The sequence below is a fragment of the Pseudoalteromonas sp. UBA2102 genome (assembly GCF_002331165.1).
GTDB classification, from domain to species: Bacteria; Pseudomonadota; Gammaproteobacteria; order Enterobacterales; family Alteromonadaceae; genus Pseudoalteromonas; species Pseudoalteromonas atlantica.
The window spans coordinates 1-21,093 of record NZ_DCYU01000121.1 but is presented as its reverse complement, the minus strand read 5'-3'; the positions used below and the strand labels follow the sequence as shown (position 1 = coordinate 21,093).

Here is a 21,093-nt window from a genome sequence, read left to right as displayed (position 1 = left end):
ATGTCGTGCACGTCGCCTTTTACGGTGGCCATAACTACTTTACCGTTAGTGGCGCCTTCTTCTTTTTCGGCTTCTATGAATGGGTCTAGGTAGGCCACTGCGCGCTTCATTACGCGGGCAGATTTAACAACCTGCGGTAAAAACATTTTACCTGCACCAAATAAATCCCCTACCACGTTCATGCCATCCATGAGTGGCCCTTCAATTACGTGAATAGGTTTATCGGCGGCAGCGCGGCACTCTTCTGTGTCTTCATCTATAAAGGTGGTAATACCTTTTACAAGAGCGTGCTCTAGGCGTTTTTCAACAGGCCATGTACGCCACTCTAGATCTTCTACGCGTTCGGCTTGTGCCATGCCTGAAAACTTAGGGGCTATTTCTACTAAGCGCTCACCTGCACCGGGGTCAGTGTTAAGAATTACATCTTCTACGGCTTTGCGAAGTTCCTCGGGGATGTCGTCGTAAACTGCAAGCTGGCCTGCGTTTACAATACCCATATCCATACCCGCTTTTATCGCGTGGTATAAAAACACCGAGTGAATCGCTTCACGTACGGGGTTATTACCCCTAAACGAAAACGAGACATTAGACACCCCGCCCGACACTTTACAGTGCGGTAAGTTTTGCTTAATGCGGCGTGTGCCTTCAATAAATTCTACGGCGTAGTTGTCGTGCTCTTCTATACCGGTGGCTACGGCAAATATATTGGGATCGAATATTATATCTTCCGGCGGGAAGCCAATCTCTTCGACTAATATTTTGTAGCTGCGCTCACAGATTTCGTATTTGCGGTCCGCGGTGTCGGCTTGGCCGTCGGTATCAAACGCCATAACCACAGCGGCGGCGCCAAAACGTTTAATAATTTTAGCTTGGCGTTTAAACGGCTCTTCGCCTTCTTTAAGCGATATTGAGTTAACAATAGCCTTGCCTTGAATACATTTAAGGCCTGCTTCTATTACTTCCCATTTAGAGGAGTCGACCATAATGGGCACTTTAGAAATATCGGGCTCTGAGGCAATTAAGTTTAAAAACTTAACCATGGCCGCTTTTGAGTCCAACATGGCTTCGTCCATGTTTATATCAATAACTTGGGCGCCGTTTTCTACTTGCTCGCGGGCAACATTCAGGGCGGTCTCGTAATCTTCTTCCATGATTAAGCGTTTAAACATGGCAGAGCCAGTTACGTTGGTACGCTCGCCAACATTGGTAAATACTGCAATTTGCTGGGTCATGTTGGCTCCTAGTTTAAGTTACAGGCTTCAAGGCCTGATAAACGCATGCGAACATCAAGCTCTGGCAATGCGCGAGGTTTTACCCCTTCAAGCCCTTTGGCAAACGCACGAATATGCGCAGGCGTGGTGCCGCAGCAACCACCAACAATATTTATAAAGCCCGATTTGCCCCAGTCTATAATCTCTTTCGCCATGTCCTCTGCTTCTAGGTCGTACTCACCAAATTCGTTAGGTAAACCTGCATTTGGGTGTACTGAGGTAAATGTTTCGCATACGCGCGAAAGCTCTTCTACGTATTGGCGAAGTAAATCGGGGCCTAGGGCGCAGTTAAGGCCTATAGAAAGCGGCTTAATATGGCGAATAGAATTATAAAATGCTTCAGTTGTTTGCCCCGAAAGCGTACGCCCAGAGGCATCGGTAATTGTGCCTGAGATCATTACTGGTAATGTACGCCCTGCTTGCTCAAACGCTTCTTCTACTGCGAATGAGGCCGCTTTTGCATTTAGGGTGTCGAATATGGTTTCGATAAGTATTAAATCGGCGCCGCCTTCCATTAATGCAAGGGTAGACTCAACATAGGCAGTAACCAGCTTATCAAAGGTAATATTGCGATAACCTGGGTCGTTTACATCTGGCGAAATTGAGCAGGTTTTAGATGTTGGCCCTAACACACCGGCTACGTAGCGGGGTTTTTCTGGAGTTTTAGCGGTGAATTCGTCACATATTGCGCGTGCGAGTTTGGCCGACTCTAAGTTTACCTCACGGCTTATGCTTGCCATGTCGTAATCTTCCATCGAAATGGTGGTTGAGTTAAAGGTATTGGTTTCAATAATGTCTGCACCGGCGGCTAAAAAGCTGCGGTGTATATTGGTTATTAACTCAGGTTTTGTAAGGCTTAATAAATCGTTATTGCCTTTTATTAGTACGTGCCAGTCTTTAAAGCGCTCGCCTCGGTAGTCTTCTTCTTCAAGCTTGTGAGTTTGGATCATGGTGCCCATGGCGCCATCTAAAATTAAAATACGCTCTTTTAATGCAGCGCTTAATTCGCTGTGTTTATTATTGTTTTGCACGTTATTCGGCATAGTTGTTAGTCCTCACATCTTGGCTAACTAAATTAATATCATAAGGGGTCGTTTGGTACACGTAGTAATTTAACCAGTTCGAAAACAGCAAAAAGGCATGGCTTTGCCACGTTTTTGACGGCTTTTTGCTTGCATCGTTATCTGGAAAATAGTTTTCGGGTTTTGGCGCATCAGGGCTTTTTTGTAAATCGCGCTCGTACTCTGCTTTTAATGTGTCGGCATCGTATTCTGGGTGGCCGGTTATAAACACTTGGCTGCCCGACTTATTTTTCATTAAGTAAGCGCCTACTTTTTCAGAGCCTGCCAGCACGACTATATCGTCGCAGGCATTTATTTTATTTATATCTATGTGGCCATAACGTGAGTGCGGCACTAAAAAGGTGTCGTCAAAGCCACGAGTAAGTGCTCCGTGATCAAAGTAACACTGGTGAGTAAACACACCACAAAGTTTATCTTCTTTTAAATCGCGTTTTAAATTATAACGGTGATACAGCGCCGCATGCGCCGCCCAGCACGAAAAAAGCGTAGAGGTAACGTGCTGCTCTGCCCAATCAATAATCACTTTTAGCTCATCCCAGTACGCAACATCGTCGTATTCAAGGTGTGCTAGTGGCGCGCCGGTAACAATTAACGCATCGTAGTTATTGTTTTTCACTTCTGAAAAATAACGATAAAAGGTATCTAGGTGCTCTTCTGAGTTGCTACTGCTACGGTGTGTATCTAGGCGTAATAGCTCTACATTTACTTGTAAAGGAGAATTGGCAAGCAAACGAATAAACTGCACTTCGGTTTCTACTTTATTAGGCATTAAATTTAAAATAGCCAAACGCATAGGACGAATTTCTTGCGTTTTTGCGCGACTTTTTGGCATTACAAACACGTTTTCTTCACGTAAACGGGCAATAGCCGGTAGCTCGTCTTTCACTGTAATTGGCATATTTTTTTACTCCTACTCATAAAAACCGAGAATTTATACGCTCTCATTATGAACAGTATGCTAAAAATATCAACCTCTAGATGTATAGATGTCTAAATGAAATTTATTCATGATTTTATACTTTATCAACCTGCAGCCATTAGCGCTTTAAAACCCGCCATTCGTTGACTGTTTCACCCGTGAGCCACTACAATACAACATTGAAATTTTTATTATTATTTGAAGGCTTTCCTCCATGGTTTTACCTGATAAGTTTATATTCTCGATGAGTCGAGTATCTAAAGTTGTGCCACCTAAGCGCACAATTTTAAAAGATATTTCGTTGCACTTTTTCCCTGGCGCTAAAATTGGTGTGCTAGGTTTAAATGGTGCTGGTAAATCTACATTACTTCGCATTATGGCCGGTGTTGATCAAGACTTTGAAGGTGAAGCTCGCCCTCAACCTGGTACTAAAATTGGTTACTTACCGCAAGAGCCAGTGCTGGACGAAAGCAAAACAGTACGCGAAATAGTTGAAGAAGCTGTTGGCGAAGTAAAGCATGCCCTTAACCGCCTTGACGAAGTGTACAACGAGTACGCAATGGAAGACGCTGACTTTGACGCCCTAGCAAAAGAGCAAGGCGAGCTTGAAGCAATCATTCAAGCGCACGATGGCCACAACATCGATAACGTTTTAGAACGCGCTGCTGATGCACTTCGTTTGCCTGAATGGGATGCTAAAATTGAGCACCTTTCAGGTGGTGAGCGCCGCCGTGTTGCTATTTGTCGTTTATTACTCGAAAAGCCAGATATGCTTATTCTCGATGAGCCTACTAACCACTTAGATGCTGAGTCGGTTGCTTGGCTTGAGCGCTTCTTACATGATTACGAAGGCACTGTTGTGGCGGTAACGCATGACCGTTACTTCCTTGATAATGTAGCTGGCTGGATACTAGAGCTTGACCGTGGTGAAGGTATTCCGTGGGAAGGTAACTACTCTTCTTGGCTTGAGCAAAAAGATGCGCGCTTACAACAAGAGCAAAAATCTGAAAAAGCACGTCAAAAATCAATTGCTCAAGAGCTTGAGTGGGTACGTTCAAACCCTAAAGGTCGTCAAGCTAAGTCTAAAGCGCGTATGGCGCAGTTTAGCGAGCTACAGCAGTCTGATTACCAAAAGCGTAACGAAACTAACGAGCTATTTATTCCACCTGGTCCGCGTTTAGGTGACCAAGTGCTTGAAGTTAATAACTTACGTAAGAGTTTTGGCGATCGCGTATTAATCGACGATTTAAGCTTTAGTATGCCAAAAGGCGCGATTGTGGGCATTATTGGTGCCAATGGCGCGGGTAAATCAACCCTATTTAAAATGCTAAGCGGCGAAGAGCAACCTGATAGCGGCAGCATTAGCGTAGGTGAAACTGTAGAGCTTGCAACGGTTGATCAGTTCCGTGGCAATATGGACGAAAGCAAAACTGTATTCCAAGAAATATCTGACGGACAAGACGTGCTAAAAATTGGTAACTTTGAGTTCCCAAGCCGTGCATACGTTAGCCGCTTTAACTTTAAAGGTAACGATCAGCAAAAGTTTGTAAAAGATTTATCAGGTGGTGAGCGTAACCGTTTACACCTTGCTAAGCTTTTAAAAGCGGGTGGTAACGTGGTGCTACTGGATGAGCCAACCAATGATCTAGACGTTGAAACACTACGCGCCCTTGAGAACGCTATTTTAGAGTTCCCAGGCTGTGTAATGTGTATATCGCATGACCGTTGGTTCCTTGACCGTATTGCAACGCATATTTTAGATTACCGCGACGAAGGCCAAATTAACTTCTTCGATGGTAACTACACTGAATACGAAGAGTGGCTTAAAAAGACCTTAGGCGCAGAAGCTGCACAACCTAAGCGTATTAAGTACAAAAAAATTGGTTAATTGTTAACTGATATAACAAACCCTGCATTTATGCGGGGTTTTTTTATGCCATTTTTTATCGCTATGGGCTATTTCCCGCTATGCTTGATTTAAATATTACAATAAAGGCAACTCGTTTTATGGAAAATCGACGTCAGTTCTCGCGTATTCTTTTTTCAACCGCGGCTCAATTAGAATTTGCAGGAGAGAGCTACCCATGCAAATTACTCGATGTATCTTTACATGGCGCACTCATTACTAAATGCGCGGCGTTTAGTGGCACAAAAAATAGCGAAGCCACCTTGCGCTTTACCTTGCCACAAAGCGATATAGAAATAAAAATGGAGGTGTTTATTTGCCACATAGAAGATAAACACATCGGCCTTAATTGCCACCATATAGATATAAACAGCATTACCTATTTAAAACGGTTAGTTGAACTTAATTTAGCCGATGAACAATTACTTCATCGCGAGCTGCCTCATTGATTGAATAGCGGCAATAGACTCCCTTAGTTAAGTTTATTACCATAGCGCAAACTTTATTATTGATACGGTTATGCGCCTAAACCCTCACTTACCTTTGGTCTATCACAGTAATTATTCGTTTAGCTTTGACCCTAAGCACCGATTTGTAATGAGTAAATTTGCTCATTTATATGAGCAGGTTAAAGGTTTAGGCATTGCAGGTAATAATTTAGTAGAGCCTATTTTGGGCTCCCCCGAGCCACTTGAACTGGTACACTGCGAAAACTACATTCACGATTTATGGCATAACCGTCTAGACGAAAAAGCCATGCGCCGCATTGGCTTACCTTGGTCGCAACCGCTAATGAACCGTACATTCACCGCCCCACAAGGCACGTTACAAACTGCACGCTTAGCATTAAAGTATGGCTTAGCCTGTCATTTAGCAGGCGGTACACACCATGCACACACTGATTTTGGCTCAGGTTTTTGTATGGTGAACGACTTAGCCTTTACCGCGCAAACATTAATACAAAGCGGTGAAGTGACCAACGTGCTCATTTTTGATTTAGACGTACACCAAGGCGATGGCACAGCTGCAATGCTTGCGCATCAACCGTATGCGTATACATGCTCTATACACTGCGAAAAAAACTTCCCGTTTAGAAAATCCCCCAGCGATTTAGACATAGGCCTTGCTAACAATATGCAGGATGCAGAATACTTAGGCGTTGTGGATGATACGCTGCAGTTTTTACTAAAAGAACTCAACCCCGATTTAGTCCTATACGATGCGGGTGTAGATATTTGGCAAGACGATGGCTTAGGCAAACTAGATATAAGCTGGGACGGCATTAAACAGCGTGACCATTTAGTGTTTAAACGCTGCCTTGAACATAACACCGCTATTGCCAGTGTTATTGGTGGCGGCTACGACAGAGACCATACGCGTTTAGCGCAGCGCCATGCAATAGTAATTGAGCAGGCTGCTGGTTTTTAACAGAAATATTACCTGTGCGCTTTATACTTTTAACTGGCTTGGGGTTAGCCCTGTCCAACGTTTAAATGCCCGCCTAAAGTTAGGAATATCGTAAAATGCCAAACGCTCAGCAACATGCTCATTGCACTTAGCGCGCAAGGTAAGTAAATAAATGGCTTTATGTTTATTTTGCTCATCAACTAAGCTCGAAAAGCGCATATTATGGCATTTTAGTTTTCGTTTAAACGTGGCTGGGCTCATGGCAAAATACTGGGCGGTTTGCTCTAAACTTGCCTCGTTATAAGTGTGTAGATAGCGCCAAACAGCCTCTATAAAGGTGTATTTTTCGTGTGATTTTACAGCCAATTGAGCGCGTGCTTGCATAAAGCGTAATTCGCTGGCGTACGGGTTAGCTTGGCGAAGCAATGTTTTGCTAATTACCCAACGAGTCGTTGGCTGCTCAAAACGCAGCTTTAAACCTAAATGTTGCTCGTACTGATGAATATGACGCGGTCGCTTAAAACTAAAGTCGAACTCACACTGCGGATAGTGCGGGCTTAAACGCTTTAAGAAACTATAAAACGCAGCACTGTAAATTTCTAAAATGTAGTTATGTAGATCGTCATCAAGCCCTGTAGCAGCATTTAAAAAAATATAAAATTGCTGATTACTTACATAGTGCTGACTAAAAAACAAAGGGCAAAGCTGTAAACGCGCTCGCTGTATTTGTAACAGTGCCGCCCCTACTTTAGCGCTGTACAATACACTTTGTGCTGAGCTACTTGAATCGTTAACTAATTGACTCCCCAGTAAAAAACCACTGTCGGGGGTATTCATTAGGCGTTTAAATTGACTTAGTAATTTAACTTGCTGCTCTAAACTAAAGCAATGCTCAACGCTGAGTAAATCTTGCTCAAAAATCCCGGTGCCGCGTAACAATTTATGCAGGGCAATCCCCCTACTTTGCGCAAGCTCTACAACGGCAGTTATAAGCCCCTGCGCAGTTAAATACTTGTCACTTAAGCTAACATAACTGTTCACTGCTGGTGGCTCTTTGTTGTTTTTGTAGTTGTAGGCCGCTGTGCAATTGTTGCATTAGCACGTGAGCTGTATCACTTTTTTGCGCTTGTATGATGTGGGTAGTTACACACTGAAACTTAGCAAGCCCAGAGCCTTCTACTTTAAAAGCACAATGTTTTAATGCGGCTGTTATTTGCCTAAGAAGCTCTTGGCCTTGCTGCTTTGATGTGGCTGGCATTAGCACCATAAAACAGTCTCCCGCATAACGACATACCACATCGCTTAACCGACAGTTCATTAGTATAAGCTCGCTTATTTCGCGTAGCAGTCGATCCCCTTCGCTAAAACCAAACTCATTATTAAAACTAGCGAAGTCGCGTATATCAATAGCGGCTAATAAAACTGGCTGCGGCGCCTTAAGCTGCGTGTTTAAAACGCTTTGTAAGTACTCGGCTGTATAAACACCGGTAACAGGGCATACTTTATCGTGCTCACGTAAATGTGCTTCACGGCGCCTTAGCTGTTTATTTAAAACATATTGTTCTTGGTGCCAATGGTATAAACCTAAACTGGTTAGCAGCATCCCAACGGGGGCTGGTAATGACTCTATCCAGCTTAGCCACTGCTGCGCAGGTTGCATTAACCATTCATCGAGCAAATCGAGCGTGGCCGAGAACATAAATAAACCAAGCCCAAGCACCAAATAACGAGTAACTTTGCCCGGCGGGCGCGAAATAAGTAAGGCAACAATCCAAGTTAGGGTCATAATCACTATGCCGCCCTCACCAATAATATCGAGCCATTGTATGTGTTGCAGCTCTTTGAGCTCCCCTAAATAGGCACATAAAAAGATGGCTAATAACGCCATAGCTATAATACTGTTTGTTAAAAGCCGATGACTAATAAAGGGATTAAATCGCATAGTTTGTCTTATTTAAATTGCGTATGTATTTATGCTACCCGAAGTGCATTTTTTGTAGCAGGGTCATATTAGCTCAATGATGTGACAGCTAAATGATATGCACTTACTTATAAGCTGCACATGGCCCATTAACGCTATATTGCTTAGGAGTGCGATTAGCTCACACGCCAAAGTAAAGCTTTTAAAACCTTAATAACCTGCTGATCTAAATAGGGTGTTGTCACATTTGCGTCATTTAATTTAATTAGTTTGCTTTCAAACCAAGCAGCAACAGGAGCAAATTACATGGCACACTTTAAACTTAAAGCACTGGTAACAGCGCTATCACTTTGCAATTTAGCAGTACATGCAGCACAAGAAGAACACACAACTGATGTAAAAGTATCTGAAGAGTTAGTAGTTTATGGCGAAATAGGCTATCGCAACCGCTCACAAGAATTGGCCCCAACGCTTGAATACTCTCAAGAGTACTTTCAGCGTTTTGAACCACTCACCGCTGGCGACGCTTTAAAGCGTGTACCGAGTGTGACGTTTTTATCAGATGTGCTTGAGTCTGACGGCGCACGTATGCGCGGTTTGAGCCCTGCTTACACAAAAGTACTGATCAATGGCGAAGAAGTTCCAGGCGCTGGTGCTGATCGCTCATTTTTTGTTGACCGTATTCCAGCAGAATTAATCGAGCGTGTCGAAATAATTCGTTCATCAAGTGCAAACCGCTCTGCCGATGCTATTGCGGGCACCCTTAACATTGTACTTCGTGATGGCTACAGCTTAGACGGCGGTTACATTCGCGCAGGAGGATTACGCTATGATGATGGTGAACTAAAAGAAAGCTTTGCGGGCGTTTACGGTACTGAGTTTGCAGGTGGACGTTTACTACTAGGCGCTAATTTTCAAGGTCGTTATAACCCAAAACAAAAATCAAGCATACGTTATGGTGATAGCCCTGAAAATAACCCTAATTATGCAACTGATGGTTTTGATAACCGTGAAGATCAATCTGATACTCGTGATGGCGATGACACATCATTAAATGCCAGCTTTGAAAAGGTATTTGATAACGGTGGCAAGTTTGATATTAGCGCCATGTGGGTTGATACAGACCGTACCGAAGACGAGCGTTCTTTTGAATATGACGACGCGACGGCCACGTCTAACTCTGTGGTTGAAGGCGGTAACTTGCTTTCAGACAACGCAAATGTTTCCTACATTGACCAAACCAACTACAACATAAACTCAGGTTATGAATTACCGTTATTAGGCGGTACCAGCAAGTTTAAAGTAGGCTATGCCAGCTTTGAAGAGTCAGTTTACGAGCAAGAAGTTGAGCTTGATACATCTGAGCTCCCAATGGTTTTTGAGGAAGCAGAAGAAACTGTTGATATTGACGATAAAGAATGGTCATTACAATGGCAACATAGCTTACTGCTCGGTGACTCAAAAGAAGTTCAGTTTGGTGCTTTTGTTCAAGGAAAAGAGCGCGACACAGCAATTTTTGAAGCGGAAGATGAAAGTGAGCAAACACTTACTGGCTGGGATCAATATAACCAGACGCCAATGTCGTTAGCGCAATTTAATAACGAATTTGAAGCAGTAGACGGCGGTGTGAACACCCTCGAAGAAGAGCGTTTTGATTTGTTTGCTTTAATCAAACACGAAGCCGATGTGTTCTCATGGGAAATGGGTGTACGTTGGGAGTCAACTGACTCAAACATTACCGATACCAATGAAGGCGTTACTGCCGAAAATGATTATGACTTTATTTTACCGTCGGCTCACTTTCGTTACAGTGTCAGCGATAACGGTCGAGTAAGCGCCTCTGTTGCACGTAGCTTACGCCGCCCTGACTTTGACTACATAACACCGGCTCTACTTGAAGAAGAGCTCGCTGATAATGACTTTTTAGGTAACCCAAATCTTAAGCCAGAATCTTCTTGGGGTATCGATTTAGGTTACGAATACCGTTTAGGTAAAAGTGGCGTTGTCGGTGTAAACGTATTTTACCGTGACGTTAGCGACCTAATTGAAATTGCCAGTACCGGTGTTGAAGGCTCAGAAGGCGAAGGTACATTTGTACTGCAACCACAAAATACTGGCGATGGCACAGTACAAGGTATTGAGTTTGATTTATCAACGCCACTGAGCGCAATCAACATGCCAAATACTGGTATTTTCTTAAACTACTCTTGGCTTGACAGTGAAGTTGAAGACAGTTTTGGTAAACGTAAGTTTAACGACCAATCAGATTATGTTTATAACATTGGCTTTATCCAAGATTTACCAATACTGCGTGCATCATTTGGCGCAACTTACCGTAACCAAGGTGATGCATACGGACGCTTTGTAGGGGAAGAAGTAACAACCTCTTACGGTGCTGATTTAGAGCTTTTCGTTGAAAAGCGCTGGGATGATGTAACACTTCGCCTAGTGGGTTCAAACTTACTTGATGCCAGTAAAGATGAAGTTTTTAACAAATTTGACTCACTTGATGATCAAAACAGCCGTGACTTTGATGAGTACGAGCTTGAATCTGAAGAAGCAGGCCCAGTCATTCAAGTAATGTTGCGCTACGCATTTTAATAGCAGGCATCATCATATTAGGCACGTAATCGCTTGCTATTACGTGCCTTTTGGAGTTAGAACATGTTTAAATTGTCTTTCATAATGGCCGCCCTACTGAGCTCATCAGCGCTCAGTGCTGTCGAGCCTGTTATTTATAAAGATGAGCTTTATCAACAGCAAAAAATAGCTAAGTTAAATACGCTACCTGATAGCCTTAACTTTATGGTAATTGGTGATTGGGGGCACAACGGCCACTTTTATCAAAAAGAAGTGGCTCACCAATTAGAAATAGCCATGTACCAAACTGATGCTGACTTTATCGTCTCAACTGGCGATAACTTTTACCCAAATGGTGTGGCAAGCGTTAACGATCCGCTTTGGCAATCAGCCTTTGAGAACATATACCACGGCCCTCACACATTTGAAGATTGGTATGTTGTTTTAGGTAATCACGATTACTTGGGTAATGTTCAAGCACAAATTGACTACACAGAAAAAAGCCAGCGTTGGCAGTTACCTGCAAGGTACTACAGTAAAACATTTGCGCTTGAAAACAACGAGCAAGTGTTAATGGTTTTTTTAGATACCAACCCGATTCAGCCTGAATATAAAGACCGTGATAAATACCGCTCAACTCAAGGTCAAGGTTATCAAACACAATTGGCTTGGCTTGAAACCCAACTTGCAGGCAGTAAAGCAAAGTGGAAAATTGTGGTAGGCCATCACCCGCTTTACTCAAGTGGTAAACGCTTTGGCCGTAACCAAGGGCTTCGCGACATTTTAGAACCTATTTTGGAGCGTCATAACGTGCACGCTTATATCGCAGGGCACGAGCACGACTTGCAATACAATCAACCAAAAAATAGCAAAGTGGCTCACTTTGTCTCTGGTGGAGGCAGTGAAGCACGGTTTGTAAAACAACGTGAATTTACCCGCTACGCAGAAGCAACACCTGGTTTTTTAAGTGTATCTATCAATGGCGAAACACTCAGTGTAAGTGCGATTAATCACCTTGGTGAAGTACGTTTTAGCACTGAAAAGCACATAGATAAGTAAAGGATAAAATAATGAACTTTAAACTAAATACAATTTCAGCGGTGCTTGGCAGTGCAATCCTAATAACTGCAATAAGCGGTTGTACAAGTAATGACGATACGCAAAATAATACAGCTATGGCAAAGCCATATATTAAAAAAACAGATATTAAAACTAAATTATTCGGCCCACAGCAAAACATGCAAGGCTCACAAGCTGCTGCACTTGGTAATAATCAATGGCTTATTGCCAGTGAAAACCAAGGCTTATTAATTGCCGACAATGAGAAAAGCAGTGTACTGCTCGCCGGTAACTTTGAGTCAATTTCACTAAAACAATTATCAGCGCAGCAATTTTTACTCGCAAGCATTGATAAAAGCCAAGACAACGTCGCCATTTTTAAGCTTAAAAAAAATGGCCAAACTTGGCAGATAAATGAACTCTCTCGTATTTCCCCGCCCCAAGCTCAGCCTGATGCCGTGTGTTTATTTAAAAACACTGATAACAAGACTGTCTCAGCATTTGTGCCGGATGTTCGAGGCTTGATCAGCGAAACCATTATTTATGATTTAGCCACTAAACAAGCTAAAAATATTGCAGTACGTGAGTTCTCTGCAGTCACTGAGGCTTCAGGCTGTGCTGTTAATGATGAAACAAAAACCTTGTATGTGGGCGAAGCTGAACTCGGCGTTTGGGCTATCAATGCTGATGCTGAATCCGATGCCAATAAACAGCCAGTGGCATTAGTTGAGCCTTACGGTGAATTAAAAGCTGAAATCGGGGCATTATCAGTATCACAAGATGGTACTTTATGGCTTACTGCCACTGATGGCAATATGATCTATGCTTACCACGAAAATACTGAAAAACTAAGTCAGTGGTCACTTTCTGGCGATCACACCATTGAATCTGTTGCAGCGAGTTTGATCAATAACAATCAAGCGCAGCTAGTTTTAATTGATGATGAAACAGGTGCCTACATTCAAGCAAATATTAACTACACGGCGCAAACAGCTACTTCACAAAACCAAGTCGCTATGACTCACATTTATGCCAGCACACAAACAACGCCAGTTGCAGCATTTGGCGATGCAGCAGATGACCCTGCAATTTGGATAAATGAACACGACGCTAAAAGCAGCTTAATTTTAGGCACAGACAAACGCCGCGGCCTAATGGTTTATGATCTTGATGGCAACAAAATACAATCACTTAATGTAGGGCGTTTAAATAATGTTGATGTACGCCAGCATCAGGATATAAACAACGAAACCCATACTTGGATCACAGCCAGCAACCGCACGCTTAACAGTATTAGCGTGTTTACTGTCGATAGCGAGAACAAAGTAAACCATGTAACAGAAGTAGCGACTAACCTGCTTGAGATTTACGGTATGTGTATGTATTCGTCTGAATCTGGTCAATACGTATTTGTTAATGATAAATCAGGTTTATTCCAGCAATATAAACTCACCGGTGAGCAAGGTAACTTAAGCGGTGAACTGGTTAGAGAGTTTACCCTACCAAGCCAACCAGAAGGCTGTAGTGCCGATGATAAACTAGGCCAATTATTTGCCGGCGAAGAAGATGCAGGCATTTGGTATATCGGTGCAGAGCCAACCTCTGGCAACAAAGCGGTCATGCTACGAGGTATAAATGAGCAACTTGTGGCAGATGTTGAAGGCATGGAAATCTATCATGCTGATGATAAGCGCTATTTAGTAGTATCAAGCCAAGGCGATAATAGCTATGTGCTTTATAAAATATCAGATAATACACAGCCTAGCCTAAGCTTTGCAGGTAAGTTTAATGTGATTGCTAATCTAGATAAAGGCATTGATGGCGCAGGTGAAACAGACGGCTTAACCGTTACAGCAAAACCTTTACCAGGCTATCCTGAAGGCATGCTTATAGTGCAAGACGGCTACAACCGTATGCCACTACAACCACAAAATTTTAAAATTATTGACTGGCGTGAAGTAAAAAAAGCGATTAAGTAAAAACCTACCATATTTAAACGTAATAAGGCTCTTACGAGCCTTTTTACTATGTGTATTTAAAATAAACCTAGTAAATTTAGAGTTATTAAAGCTATATACTACACTTTAAGCTCATAAATTAATTGAGATTATTATGCGTTTACTTCTTACTTTGTTGATCATTACTATAAGCGGATACGCTTTTGCTGAGGAAGAGGCAGCTGAATTGCCCCCGCTCAACCCCAAATACAAGGCTGAGCATGCAATAGCACTGGTGAATAAAGGTTCAGGAATTTATGCGTTTAACTTACCCGGCTATAAATTACCGCACGATGTACAAGTGGTGTATAGGATTAAAAACCCCGATGTGGCTTTTTTAGATGTTGTACGCAACGCAGAGCTTATAACGCTAAAGCCCAAACCATTTAATATTCAACGCTTAATGCGCGGTGAAGAAATAACCATTACCGCAGATGTGTACGAAGGCAATTACAAAAAAGCAGGCAGCCTAATTTACACAAACAGAACAATAGAAATGAGTAAGCAGCTATATGCTCGCCAATTAAAAGATTTAGCTAAACCTAGCCAGTGGCAAGAATACGACATGATAGACCTAGGTAGCACAGAGCGAATTTACATACATAAAATTAGCCAAGCACCTAGTTTCAGCCACTTAATTTTTGTAGATTTGGTAAATGCCTGTATGCAAAAGTTTAGAACCTCAACCCTCCTTCCTAGCCAGAATGAGTTAACGTATAAATTTATAAACTGCGGCACCCTAAAACCTTTATTTTACGAAGCAGAAAGTTTAAAAAAATAGTTTCAAACATGAAAAAAGGCCCTTTCGAGCCTTTGGATTAACTTTGGAAATATAAAGCTTTAAAAAATTATATCAGTGTAAGCAGTTGTGGCGCTGCGCTGTGGTAGTCAACGGCCATAGCAATACTGAGTGCTGTAATATTTATAATAGAAAAAGCAAACACTTGGCGTGCCCAGCTCGTTAAATTAACATTACGGCGATAGCCACGCAGGGCCATAAGTAACCACCAAAAACTGGTAATACACGCCACTGCCATAAAGGCGGCGCCAGTGTAGCCACTTATTGGTAATAGCATGACGACTAAAGCGTACACAGCAATATAAAGTACAATATGGCGCTTCGCTTTATCAATACCTTGCGCTACGGGTAATACGGGAATACCTGCGGCTTGGTAATCTTTAAAACGAAAAATAGCAATGGCATATGAATGTGGCATTTGCCACAGACTAAACATAACTAATAATATTAATGCACCTATATCGAACTGCCCGGTTACAGCGCAGTAACCTACAACAGGAGGCACTGCGCCAGAAAGGCTACCTACAAACGTGCCATAAACTGAGTTGCGCTTCATGTAAAGGCTATAAACCCCAACATAAATGATATAGCCAAACGCTGCAAAAAATACCGCGGCTTGTGTGGTGTAAGCAATGAGTAAACCAAAACCTACAACCCCCAATAAAACCCCGTGACTTAGTGCAGCAAAGGCCGACATTTCGCCTGTTACTGTAACCCGCGTACGAGTACGTGCCATGGCTACATCTATGTCCCTATCAATTACATTGTTGATAGCACAGCCCGATGCAACCACAAGTGACAAGCCAATAAGCGTAACAACCATTAGCCATGGGTCTATATCCCCGCGCGAGGCAAGTAAAAAACCGCCTGCAACGCTGATAAGGTTGCCCATAATAATGCCTGGCTTAGTCACTGATAAATAACGACGAAACATCTTCAACTCCTAGTACATCATCATTGCGTTAGATTCGTAAATTATCCAAACCGATAACCCAACAACCATGACGATAATTAGGGCACTGAATAAAAATGAGAAGGTACTTGCACGACCATCTTCTGTCGTAAAATTAAGGTGTAAAAAGTATTTTAAGTGCACCCAAATTTGTACAATAGCTAAAGTAACAATGCTCCAAAGCGTAGTTACTTTTGAAAAGTCGCCTTCCATTACCATGTAAAACGGTATGGCGGTTAAAATTATTGATAGCACAAAGCCTATTAAGTACGTTTTAACGCTGCCATGAGACTCATCATGGTGCTCGTTTTGCATTTGCTTTAACGCGTGCGCTTCGCTGTGGCTCATTACATTGCTCCCATTAAATAAACAACGGTAAATACACAAATCCAAACAATGTCTAAGAAGTGCCAAAATAGGCTTAGGCAGCTTAAGCGTGTCACTGTTTGTTTACCTAAGCCGCGTTTAGCCACTTCTATCATCATAATACTCATCCAAATTAGACCCGCAGTTACGTGCAAACCATGTAAGCCTACTAACGAGAAGAATGAGGTTAAAAAGGCACTTTGTTGTGGACCATTACCATGCACAATTAGGTGATGAAATTCGTAAATTTCCATGCCTATAAACACAGCACCTAAACAAAAGGTAATAAACAACCAGGTGAGTGTTAGTGCCTTTTTTTGCCCTTGTGCGGCAATCATGGCAAAGCCAAAAGTAATACTACTAATGAGTAGCGCCGCTGTTTCTACAGCAACAAAGTCGAGTTCAAAAATGTCTTTACCTGATACACCACCGGCTGTGTTCATAAACAGCACGGCGTAAGTGGCAAAAAACGAGGCAAATAATAGGCAATCGGTCATTAGGTATAACCAAAAGCCAAAAATTGTATCGCCAGAGGTATCGTGATGCTCATGTGCATGATCATCGTGCGAAACTGAGTCTAAATGGGCAGTTTCTACATTCGCAGATAGTGTACTCACGCGCTTAGCTCCTTATTTCCACTAGAATTATACGCAGCTTCAATACGTGCGATTTCATCAGGTTGTATATAGTAATCAACATCGCTGGTGTAACAACGCTTGATAAATAAGGCAATTGCGCCAACAAAACCAACGGCAGCTAACCACCAGATATGCCAGATCATGGCAAAGCTAAATACAGTTAAGCTTGCTGCAATTAACACCCCAGATGCTGTGTTTTTAGGCATATGAATTGGGCTGTAGCTTGCTTTTGTTTGATACGCTTGGCCTTTTTCTTTCGCTTCGGTCCATGCATCAATGTCATCAATGTCATCAACGTGAGGAATAGTGGCAAAGTTATACACTTGTGGAGGTGAGCTAGTTGCCCACTCTAGTGTATGGCCGTTCCACGGGTCGCCGGTTGTATCGTCAAGTGCTTCGCGGTCTCTAAAGCTAACAAATAGCTGCACGACTTGGAAAATAATACCAAACATAATAATGACAGCACCGCCTGCGGCAATGTATAACCACATGTTCCAATCTGGGTTATTGGTGTGGTTTAAGCGACGTGTCATACCTAAGAAACCAAGTACATACAACGGCATAAACGCCACGAAGAAACCAACTATCCAACACCAGAAAGACGCTTTACCCCATTTTTCGCTAAGCTTAAAGCCCATTGCTTTAGGGAACCAAAATACAAAACCTGCAAGGTAGCCAAATACAGCGCCACCAATGATTGTGTTATGAAAATGCGCAATTAAGAATAAACTGTTATGCAACACGTAATCGGCACCCGGAATAGCCAGTAGTACGCCGGTCATACCGCCTACTGTAAAGGTAACCATAAAGCCTAATGTCCAAAGTACAGGAACGCTGATACGTAAACGGCCGCGGTAAATGGTAAACAACCAGTTGAATAGCTTAACGCCAGTTGGGACGGCAATAACCATGGTCATTACCCCAAAGAACGCATTAACGTTGGCGCTCGACCCCATGGTGAAAAAGTGGTGTAGCCAAACAATAAAACCTAAAATAGAGATTGCACCGCTGGCATACACCATCGATTTGTAACCAAATAAACGTTTACCGGCAAAGGTTGAGATAATTTCAGAAAAAATACCAAAAGCAGGCAGTACTAAAATATAAACCTCAGGGTGACCCCACGCCCAAAACAGGTTGATGTACATCATGGCGTTGCCGCCCGCTGCATTGGTAAAAAAGTGAAAATCAAGGTAACGGTCAAGCGTTAGCATGCCCAGCACAGCAGTTAAAATAGGGAAAGATGCTGCAATTAAGATATTTGCCCATGTACATGCCCATGTAAAAATTGGCATTTTCATTAGGGTCATACCTGGGGCACGCATTTTAAACACAGTCGCTAAAAAGTTTACTGCAGTTAAAAGTGTACCGAGCCCGGAAATTTGCAAGGCCCATATATAATAATCGACCCCCACCCCAGGGCTAAAGGTCAGCTCCGAAAGCGGCGGATACGCCACCCAACCTGTTTTTGCAAACTCACCAAATACAAGCGACAAGTTAATTAAAATGGCACCGCTGGCAGTAAACCAAAAACTTAAGTTATTTAAAAATGGAAAAGCGACATCGCGTGCGCCAATTTGCAGTGGCAATACAATGTTCATTAGGCCAATCATAAATGGCATAGCCATAAATATGATCATGATAACGCCGTGCGCTGTAAATATTTGGTCGTAATGCTCAGGAGGTAAATAACCAGGTGCACCGCTGGTAGCAAGTGCTAACTGCGCACGCATCATAATGGCATCAGAAAAACCACGAAACAGCATTATTAATGCTAAAAAGATGTACATTACGCCTAAGCGTTTATGATCAACAGAGGTGATCCAGTCGTGCCAAAGCACGCCCCACTTTTTATATTTAGTAATAAGCCCGGCAATAATAAGCCCAGCAATCGCTATCACCGTCATGGTAACCATTATAATTGGCTCATGAAACGGAATTGCGTCGAGTGAAAGTTTACCTAAAAACGACATTATTATTCCTCGCCCTGGCTGTGAGATGAAGGCATTGCGTGTTCATTCATTTCATGGTGCTTTTTGCTCATTTGCCCATGATCGCTCATCGCTTGATGTTTTTTGTTCATATCGCCATGTGCCTGCATATACTTCATAACAATGGTATGAAATAGGCCGTCGTCGACCTTGCCATAATAGGCAACAGGATTGTTTTCACTGGCTTTTGCAAGTTCAACATAATTGGCATGGGTGAGGTTATTAGCATTGGCTTTAACGCTTGTTACCCACGTGTCAAAATCAGCTTGTGTTGGGGTGGCAATGGCATTGAACTTCATACCGGTAAAACCTGCGCCACTGTAATTAGCAGAAAAGCCTTTAAATGTGCCCGGCTCGTTTGCGATTAAATGAAGCTTGGTTTCCATGCCTGCCATAGAATAAATTTGACTACCTAGCTGAGGAATAAAAAACGAGTTCATTGTGCTTTCTGAAGTGATTTTGTATTCCACCGGCACATTTGCCGGAAATACCAATTCATTTACCGTTGCAATACCTTGTTCTGGGTAAATAAATAGCCACTTCCAGTTTAATGAAACCACCTCTACAGTGAGGTGCTCGCCTTTACCTTCAATAGGTTTATAGGGGTCTAAGTCTTGGGTAGACTGCCAGGTAATAACACCTAAAATAATAACGATAACAATAGGAACAGCCCAAACAACGGCTTCAATCTTATTTGAATGAGCCCATTTTGGTGCATAAATTTCATGATCTTGTGTGTCTCGGTATTTCCATGCGAAATACAAAGTCATCACAATAACGGGGATTACTACGAGTAGCATAAGGACAGTAGCAATGATGATTAAGTTTTTCTCATCAATACCTATTTGGCCTTTTGGATCGAGTATCCCGCCTTTACAGCCTGACAACGCCAGCACCGTACTAGCTAAAGCAATATTACAAAGGTTACGAATTAACAAGGGAGTATCCTACAAACCTAGAGTTTTAATTTGCTGCTTTGAATAAAAATTAAGCAACGATTTTTCAATAAAAACCCAAGTTAACTAGAACTAAATTATAAAAATAAAGGGGACTGAACCCGCTGCAAGTGGATGCAAAAAATACCTAGCAACAAACCCAGCTTCTAAACGCATTTATATAACGTAATAAAAGTTAACTTGGGTGAGTGTTGGTTGGCTGACGTGATTAAAACACGCGGCTACATTGCTAATGCAAACTTTAATTATTTACAGCAAGAAAAAATAATTAAAACCAGCAACAAGTGAAGCCTTACAGACAACCTGTAAAGCTAGGTGGAGCACGACAACCATGTGCAGCGGACACAGGTTGGTGTACTTTTGCCTCGCGAAAAGCGAAAGCGGCTTTACGAAGGATTATTCCAGCACGACGCGCCGGAAAAATATGGAACAATAACCAGCAAAGGCCAATGAGTAACTGACTAGATATGATCGGATGAGCTAAAAATTGCGTAACGTACAGCAAAACAGGCTCAACAATAGAGCCATTGCTAAACAACGCTTCAAGCTGAAAGGCATCCTCTAATGCACCACTTAGCAGCATTACCATATTAAACACTAATAATGTTATAGCGACACACACGCCCTTGCCCGCTTTATTCAAGCGTTCACACGTTTGCGGTTTGCTAGAAGCAAAAGCCGTATTTGTATGATGCAAAGAAAGTGTGTTCAAAGACATTAACCTACTAAATGACTAATAACAAAATTAGAGTAATAAAGCGCGCAATGGAAAAATTAAAAAAACATTGCTGCTGTAAGCCCTAAAACGAGGTGCTAAATACAATCAAACCCGGCTAGCACACATTTACCTAGTGAGAATTGATCCGTATCAAATAAACTTTCAAAACTTACTGAAAGTTCGATGCTGAGTATAACAAAGACAGTTTTCGGTTCAACAAAAAATATAAAGTTTTGCGTTAAGCTTTCGCAGCTATTTTGTTAATAAAAAATAACATAATAAAAATAAAGACTTAGTTTATAAATATTTTATATTTAGGAAACTTGAGGAGTAGAGATAAGGGGGATTAATGAAGTTAAAAATAAAGCCGCACAAACAAAAACAGCCCAAATTCAGTCACCACCGAACTTGAGCCGCCTTTCACACTGACAACATCTTCACACACATATAAAGATTCTTGGTTTACACTGCGTGGTAATTGTAGGGAATAAAAACAACTCAAAACCGGTCACCACCGACCTTGAGTTGCCT

General features: G+C 42.3%; 18 protein-coding genes. 7 read left to right on the top strand and 11 right to left on the bottom strand.

The window, feature by feature from the left end; translation table 11 throughout:
- From B2R65_RS16360 to metA, 3 genes are all read right to left on the bottom strand, one after another.
- Positions 1–1,232, bottom strand: a 1,232-nt coding sequence (locus B2R65_RS16360; protein WP_286744426.1) for a dihydropteroate synthase, incomplete at its 3' end; no start/stop codon positions are given.
- Positions 1,233–1,240: 8 nt separating this feature from the next.
- A complete protein-coding gene (locus B2R65_RS16355; RefSeq protein WP_273586206.1) occupies positions 1,241–2,314 on the bottom strand; it encodes a homocysteine S-methyltransferase family protein in 1,074 nt (357 codons plus the stop codon).
- Positions 2,304–3,251 (bottom strand): homoserine O-acetyltransferase MetA, encoded by a 948-nt coding sequence (gene metA / locus B2R65_RS16350; protein ID WP_273586207.1) that lies wholly within the window; start codon positions 3,249–3,251, stop codon positions 2,304–2,306. The genes B2R65_RS16355 and metA overlap by 11 nt, the downstream gene beginning before the upstream one ends.
- A 235-nt stretch (positions 3,252–3,486) precedes the next feature.
- On the opposite strand from metA, the gene ettA reads away from it, so the two are divergent.
- The 3 genes from ettA (at position 3,487) to B2R65_RS16335 (ending at position 6,606) form a co-directional block, all read left to right on the top strand.
- Positions 3,487–5,160, top strand: a complete 1,674-nt coding sequence (gene ettA, locus B2R65_RS16345; RefSeq protein WP_029773845.1) for an energy-dependent translational throttle protein EttA — start codon at positions 3,487–3,489, stop codon at positions 5,158–5,160.
- Between the two features lie 119 nt (positions 5,161–5,279).
- Complete coding sequence (locus B2R65_RS16340; RefSeq protein ID WP_286744422.1) at positions 5,280–5,627, top strand: PilZ domain-containing protein; 348 nt, start codon at positions 5,280–5,282, stop codon at positions 5,625–5,627.
- 70 nt (positions 5,628–5,697) lie between these two features.
- A complete protein-coding gene (locus B2R65_RS16335; protein WP_024034285.1) occupies positions 5,698–6,606 on the top strand; it encodes a histone deacetylase family protein in 909 nt (302 codons plus the stop codon).
- Positions 6,607–6,627: 21 nt separating this feature from the next.
- Here the strand turns inward: B2R65_RS16335 and B2R65_RS16330 are convergent, their stop codons facing one another.
- Entirely contained in the window at positions 6,628–7,626 is a 999-nt protein-coding gene (locus tag B2R65_RS16330) for a helix-turn-helix domain-containing protein (protein WP_286744419.1), read from the bottom strand.
- A complete protein-coding gene (locus B2R65_RS16325) occupies positions 7,610–8,473 on the bottom strand; it encodes a GGDEF domain-containing protein (RefSeq protein ID WP_273605668.1) in 864 nt (287 codons plus the stop codon). Before B2R65_RS16325 ends, B2R65_RS16330 begins: the two co-directional genes overlap by 17 nt.
- A gap of 339 nt (positions 8,474–8,812) precedes the next feature.
- Here B2R65_RS16325 and B2R65_RS16320 point away from each other — a divergent pair, with 339 nt between their 5' ends.
- The 4 genes from B2R65_RS16320 (at position 8,813) to B2R65_RS16305 (ending at position 14,923) form a co-directional block, all read left to right on the top strand.
- A complete protein-coding gene (locus tag B2R65_RS16320; RefSeq protein WP_286744415.1) occupies positions 8,813–11,107 on the top strand; it encodes a TonB-dependent receptor plug domain-containing protein in 2,295 nt (764 codons plus the stop codon).
- Between the two features lie 63 nt (positions 11,108–11,170).
- Entirely contained in the window at positions 11,171–12,145 is a 975-nt protein-coding gene (locus tag B2R65_RS16315; RefSeq protein WP_286744412.1) for a metallophosphoesterase, read from the top strand.
- 11 nt (positions 12,146–12,156) lie between these two features.
- The gene (locus tag B2R65_RS16310) at positions 12,157–14,124 is read left to right on the top strand and encodes a phytase (protein WP_286744409.1); all 1,968 of its coding nucleotides are present in this window, start codon (positions 12,157–12,159) and stop codon (positions 14,122–14,124) included.
- Between the two features lie 133 nt (positions 14,125–14,257).
- The gene (locus B2R65_RS16305) at positions 14,258–14,923 is read left to right on the top strand and encodes a hypothetical protein (protein ID WP_286744406.1); all 666 of its coding nucleotides are present in this window, start codon (positions 14,258–14,260) and stop codon (positions 14,921–14,923) included.
- 67 nt (positions 14,924–14,990) lie between these two features.
- Here B2R65_RS16305 and cyoE read toward each other — a convergent pair whose 3' ends face one another.
- The 6 genes from cyoE to B2R65_RS16275 all read right to left on the bottom strand — a co-directional run bounded on the left by cyoE (position 14,991) and on the right by B2R65_RS16275 (position 20,556).
- Positions 14,991–15,875, bottom strand: a complete 885-nt coding sequence (cyoE, locus tag B2R65_RS16300) for a heme o synthase (RefSeq protein WP_064386876.1) — start codon at positions 15,873–15,875, stop codon at positions 14,991–14,993.
- A gap of 9 nt (positions 15,876–15,884) precedes the next feature.
- Entirely contained in the window at positions 15,885–16,241 is a 357-nt protein-coding gene (gene cyoD / locus B2R65_RS16295; protein ID WP_004587444.1) for a cytochrome o ubiquinol oxidase subunit IV, read from the bottom strand.
- Positions 16,241–16,876, bottom strand: a complete 636-nt coding sequence (gene cyoC / locus B2R65_RS16290; protein WP_055252952.1) for a cytochrome o ubiquinol oxidase subunit III — start codon at positions 16,874–16,876, stop codon at positions 16,241–16,243. The genes cyoD and cyoC overlap by 1 nt, the downstream gene beginning before the upstream one ends.
- Positions 16,873–18,870: a cytochrome o ubiquinol oxidase subunit I gene (cyoB, locus tag B2R65_RS16285; protein WP_286744399.1), complete on the bottom strand. Its 1,998-nt coding sequence runs from the start codon at positions 18,868–18,870 to the stop codon at positions 16,873–16,875. Before cyoB ends, cyoC begins: the two co-directional genes overlap by 4 nt.
- A gap of 2 nt (positions 18,871–18,872) precedes the next feature.
- Positions 18,873–19,826, bottom strand: a complete 954-nt coding sequence (gene cyoA, locus B2R65_RS16280) for a ubiquinol oxidase subunit II (protein ID WP_154945878.1) — start codon at positions 19,824–19,826, stop codon at positions 18,873–18,875.
- A 310-nt stretch (positions 19,827–20,136) separates the two neighbouring features.
- Positions 20,137–20,556, bottom strand: a complete 420-nt coding sequence (locus tag B2R65_RS16275) for a hypothetical protein (protein WP_024034297.1) — start codon at positions 20,554–20,556, stop codon at positions 20,137–20,139.
- Positions 20,557–21,093: the final 537 nt, after the last annotated feature.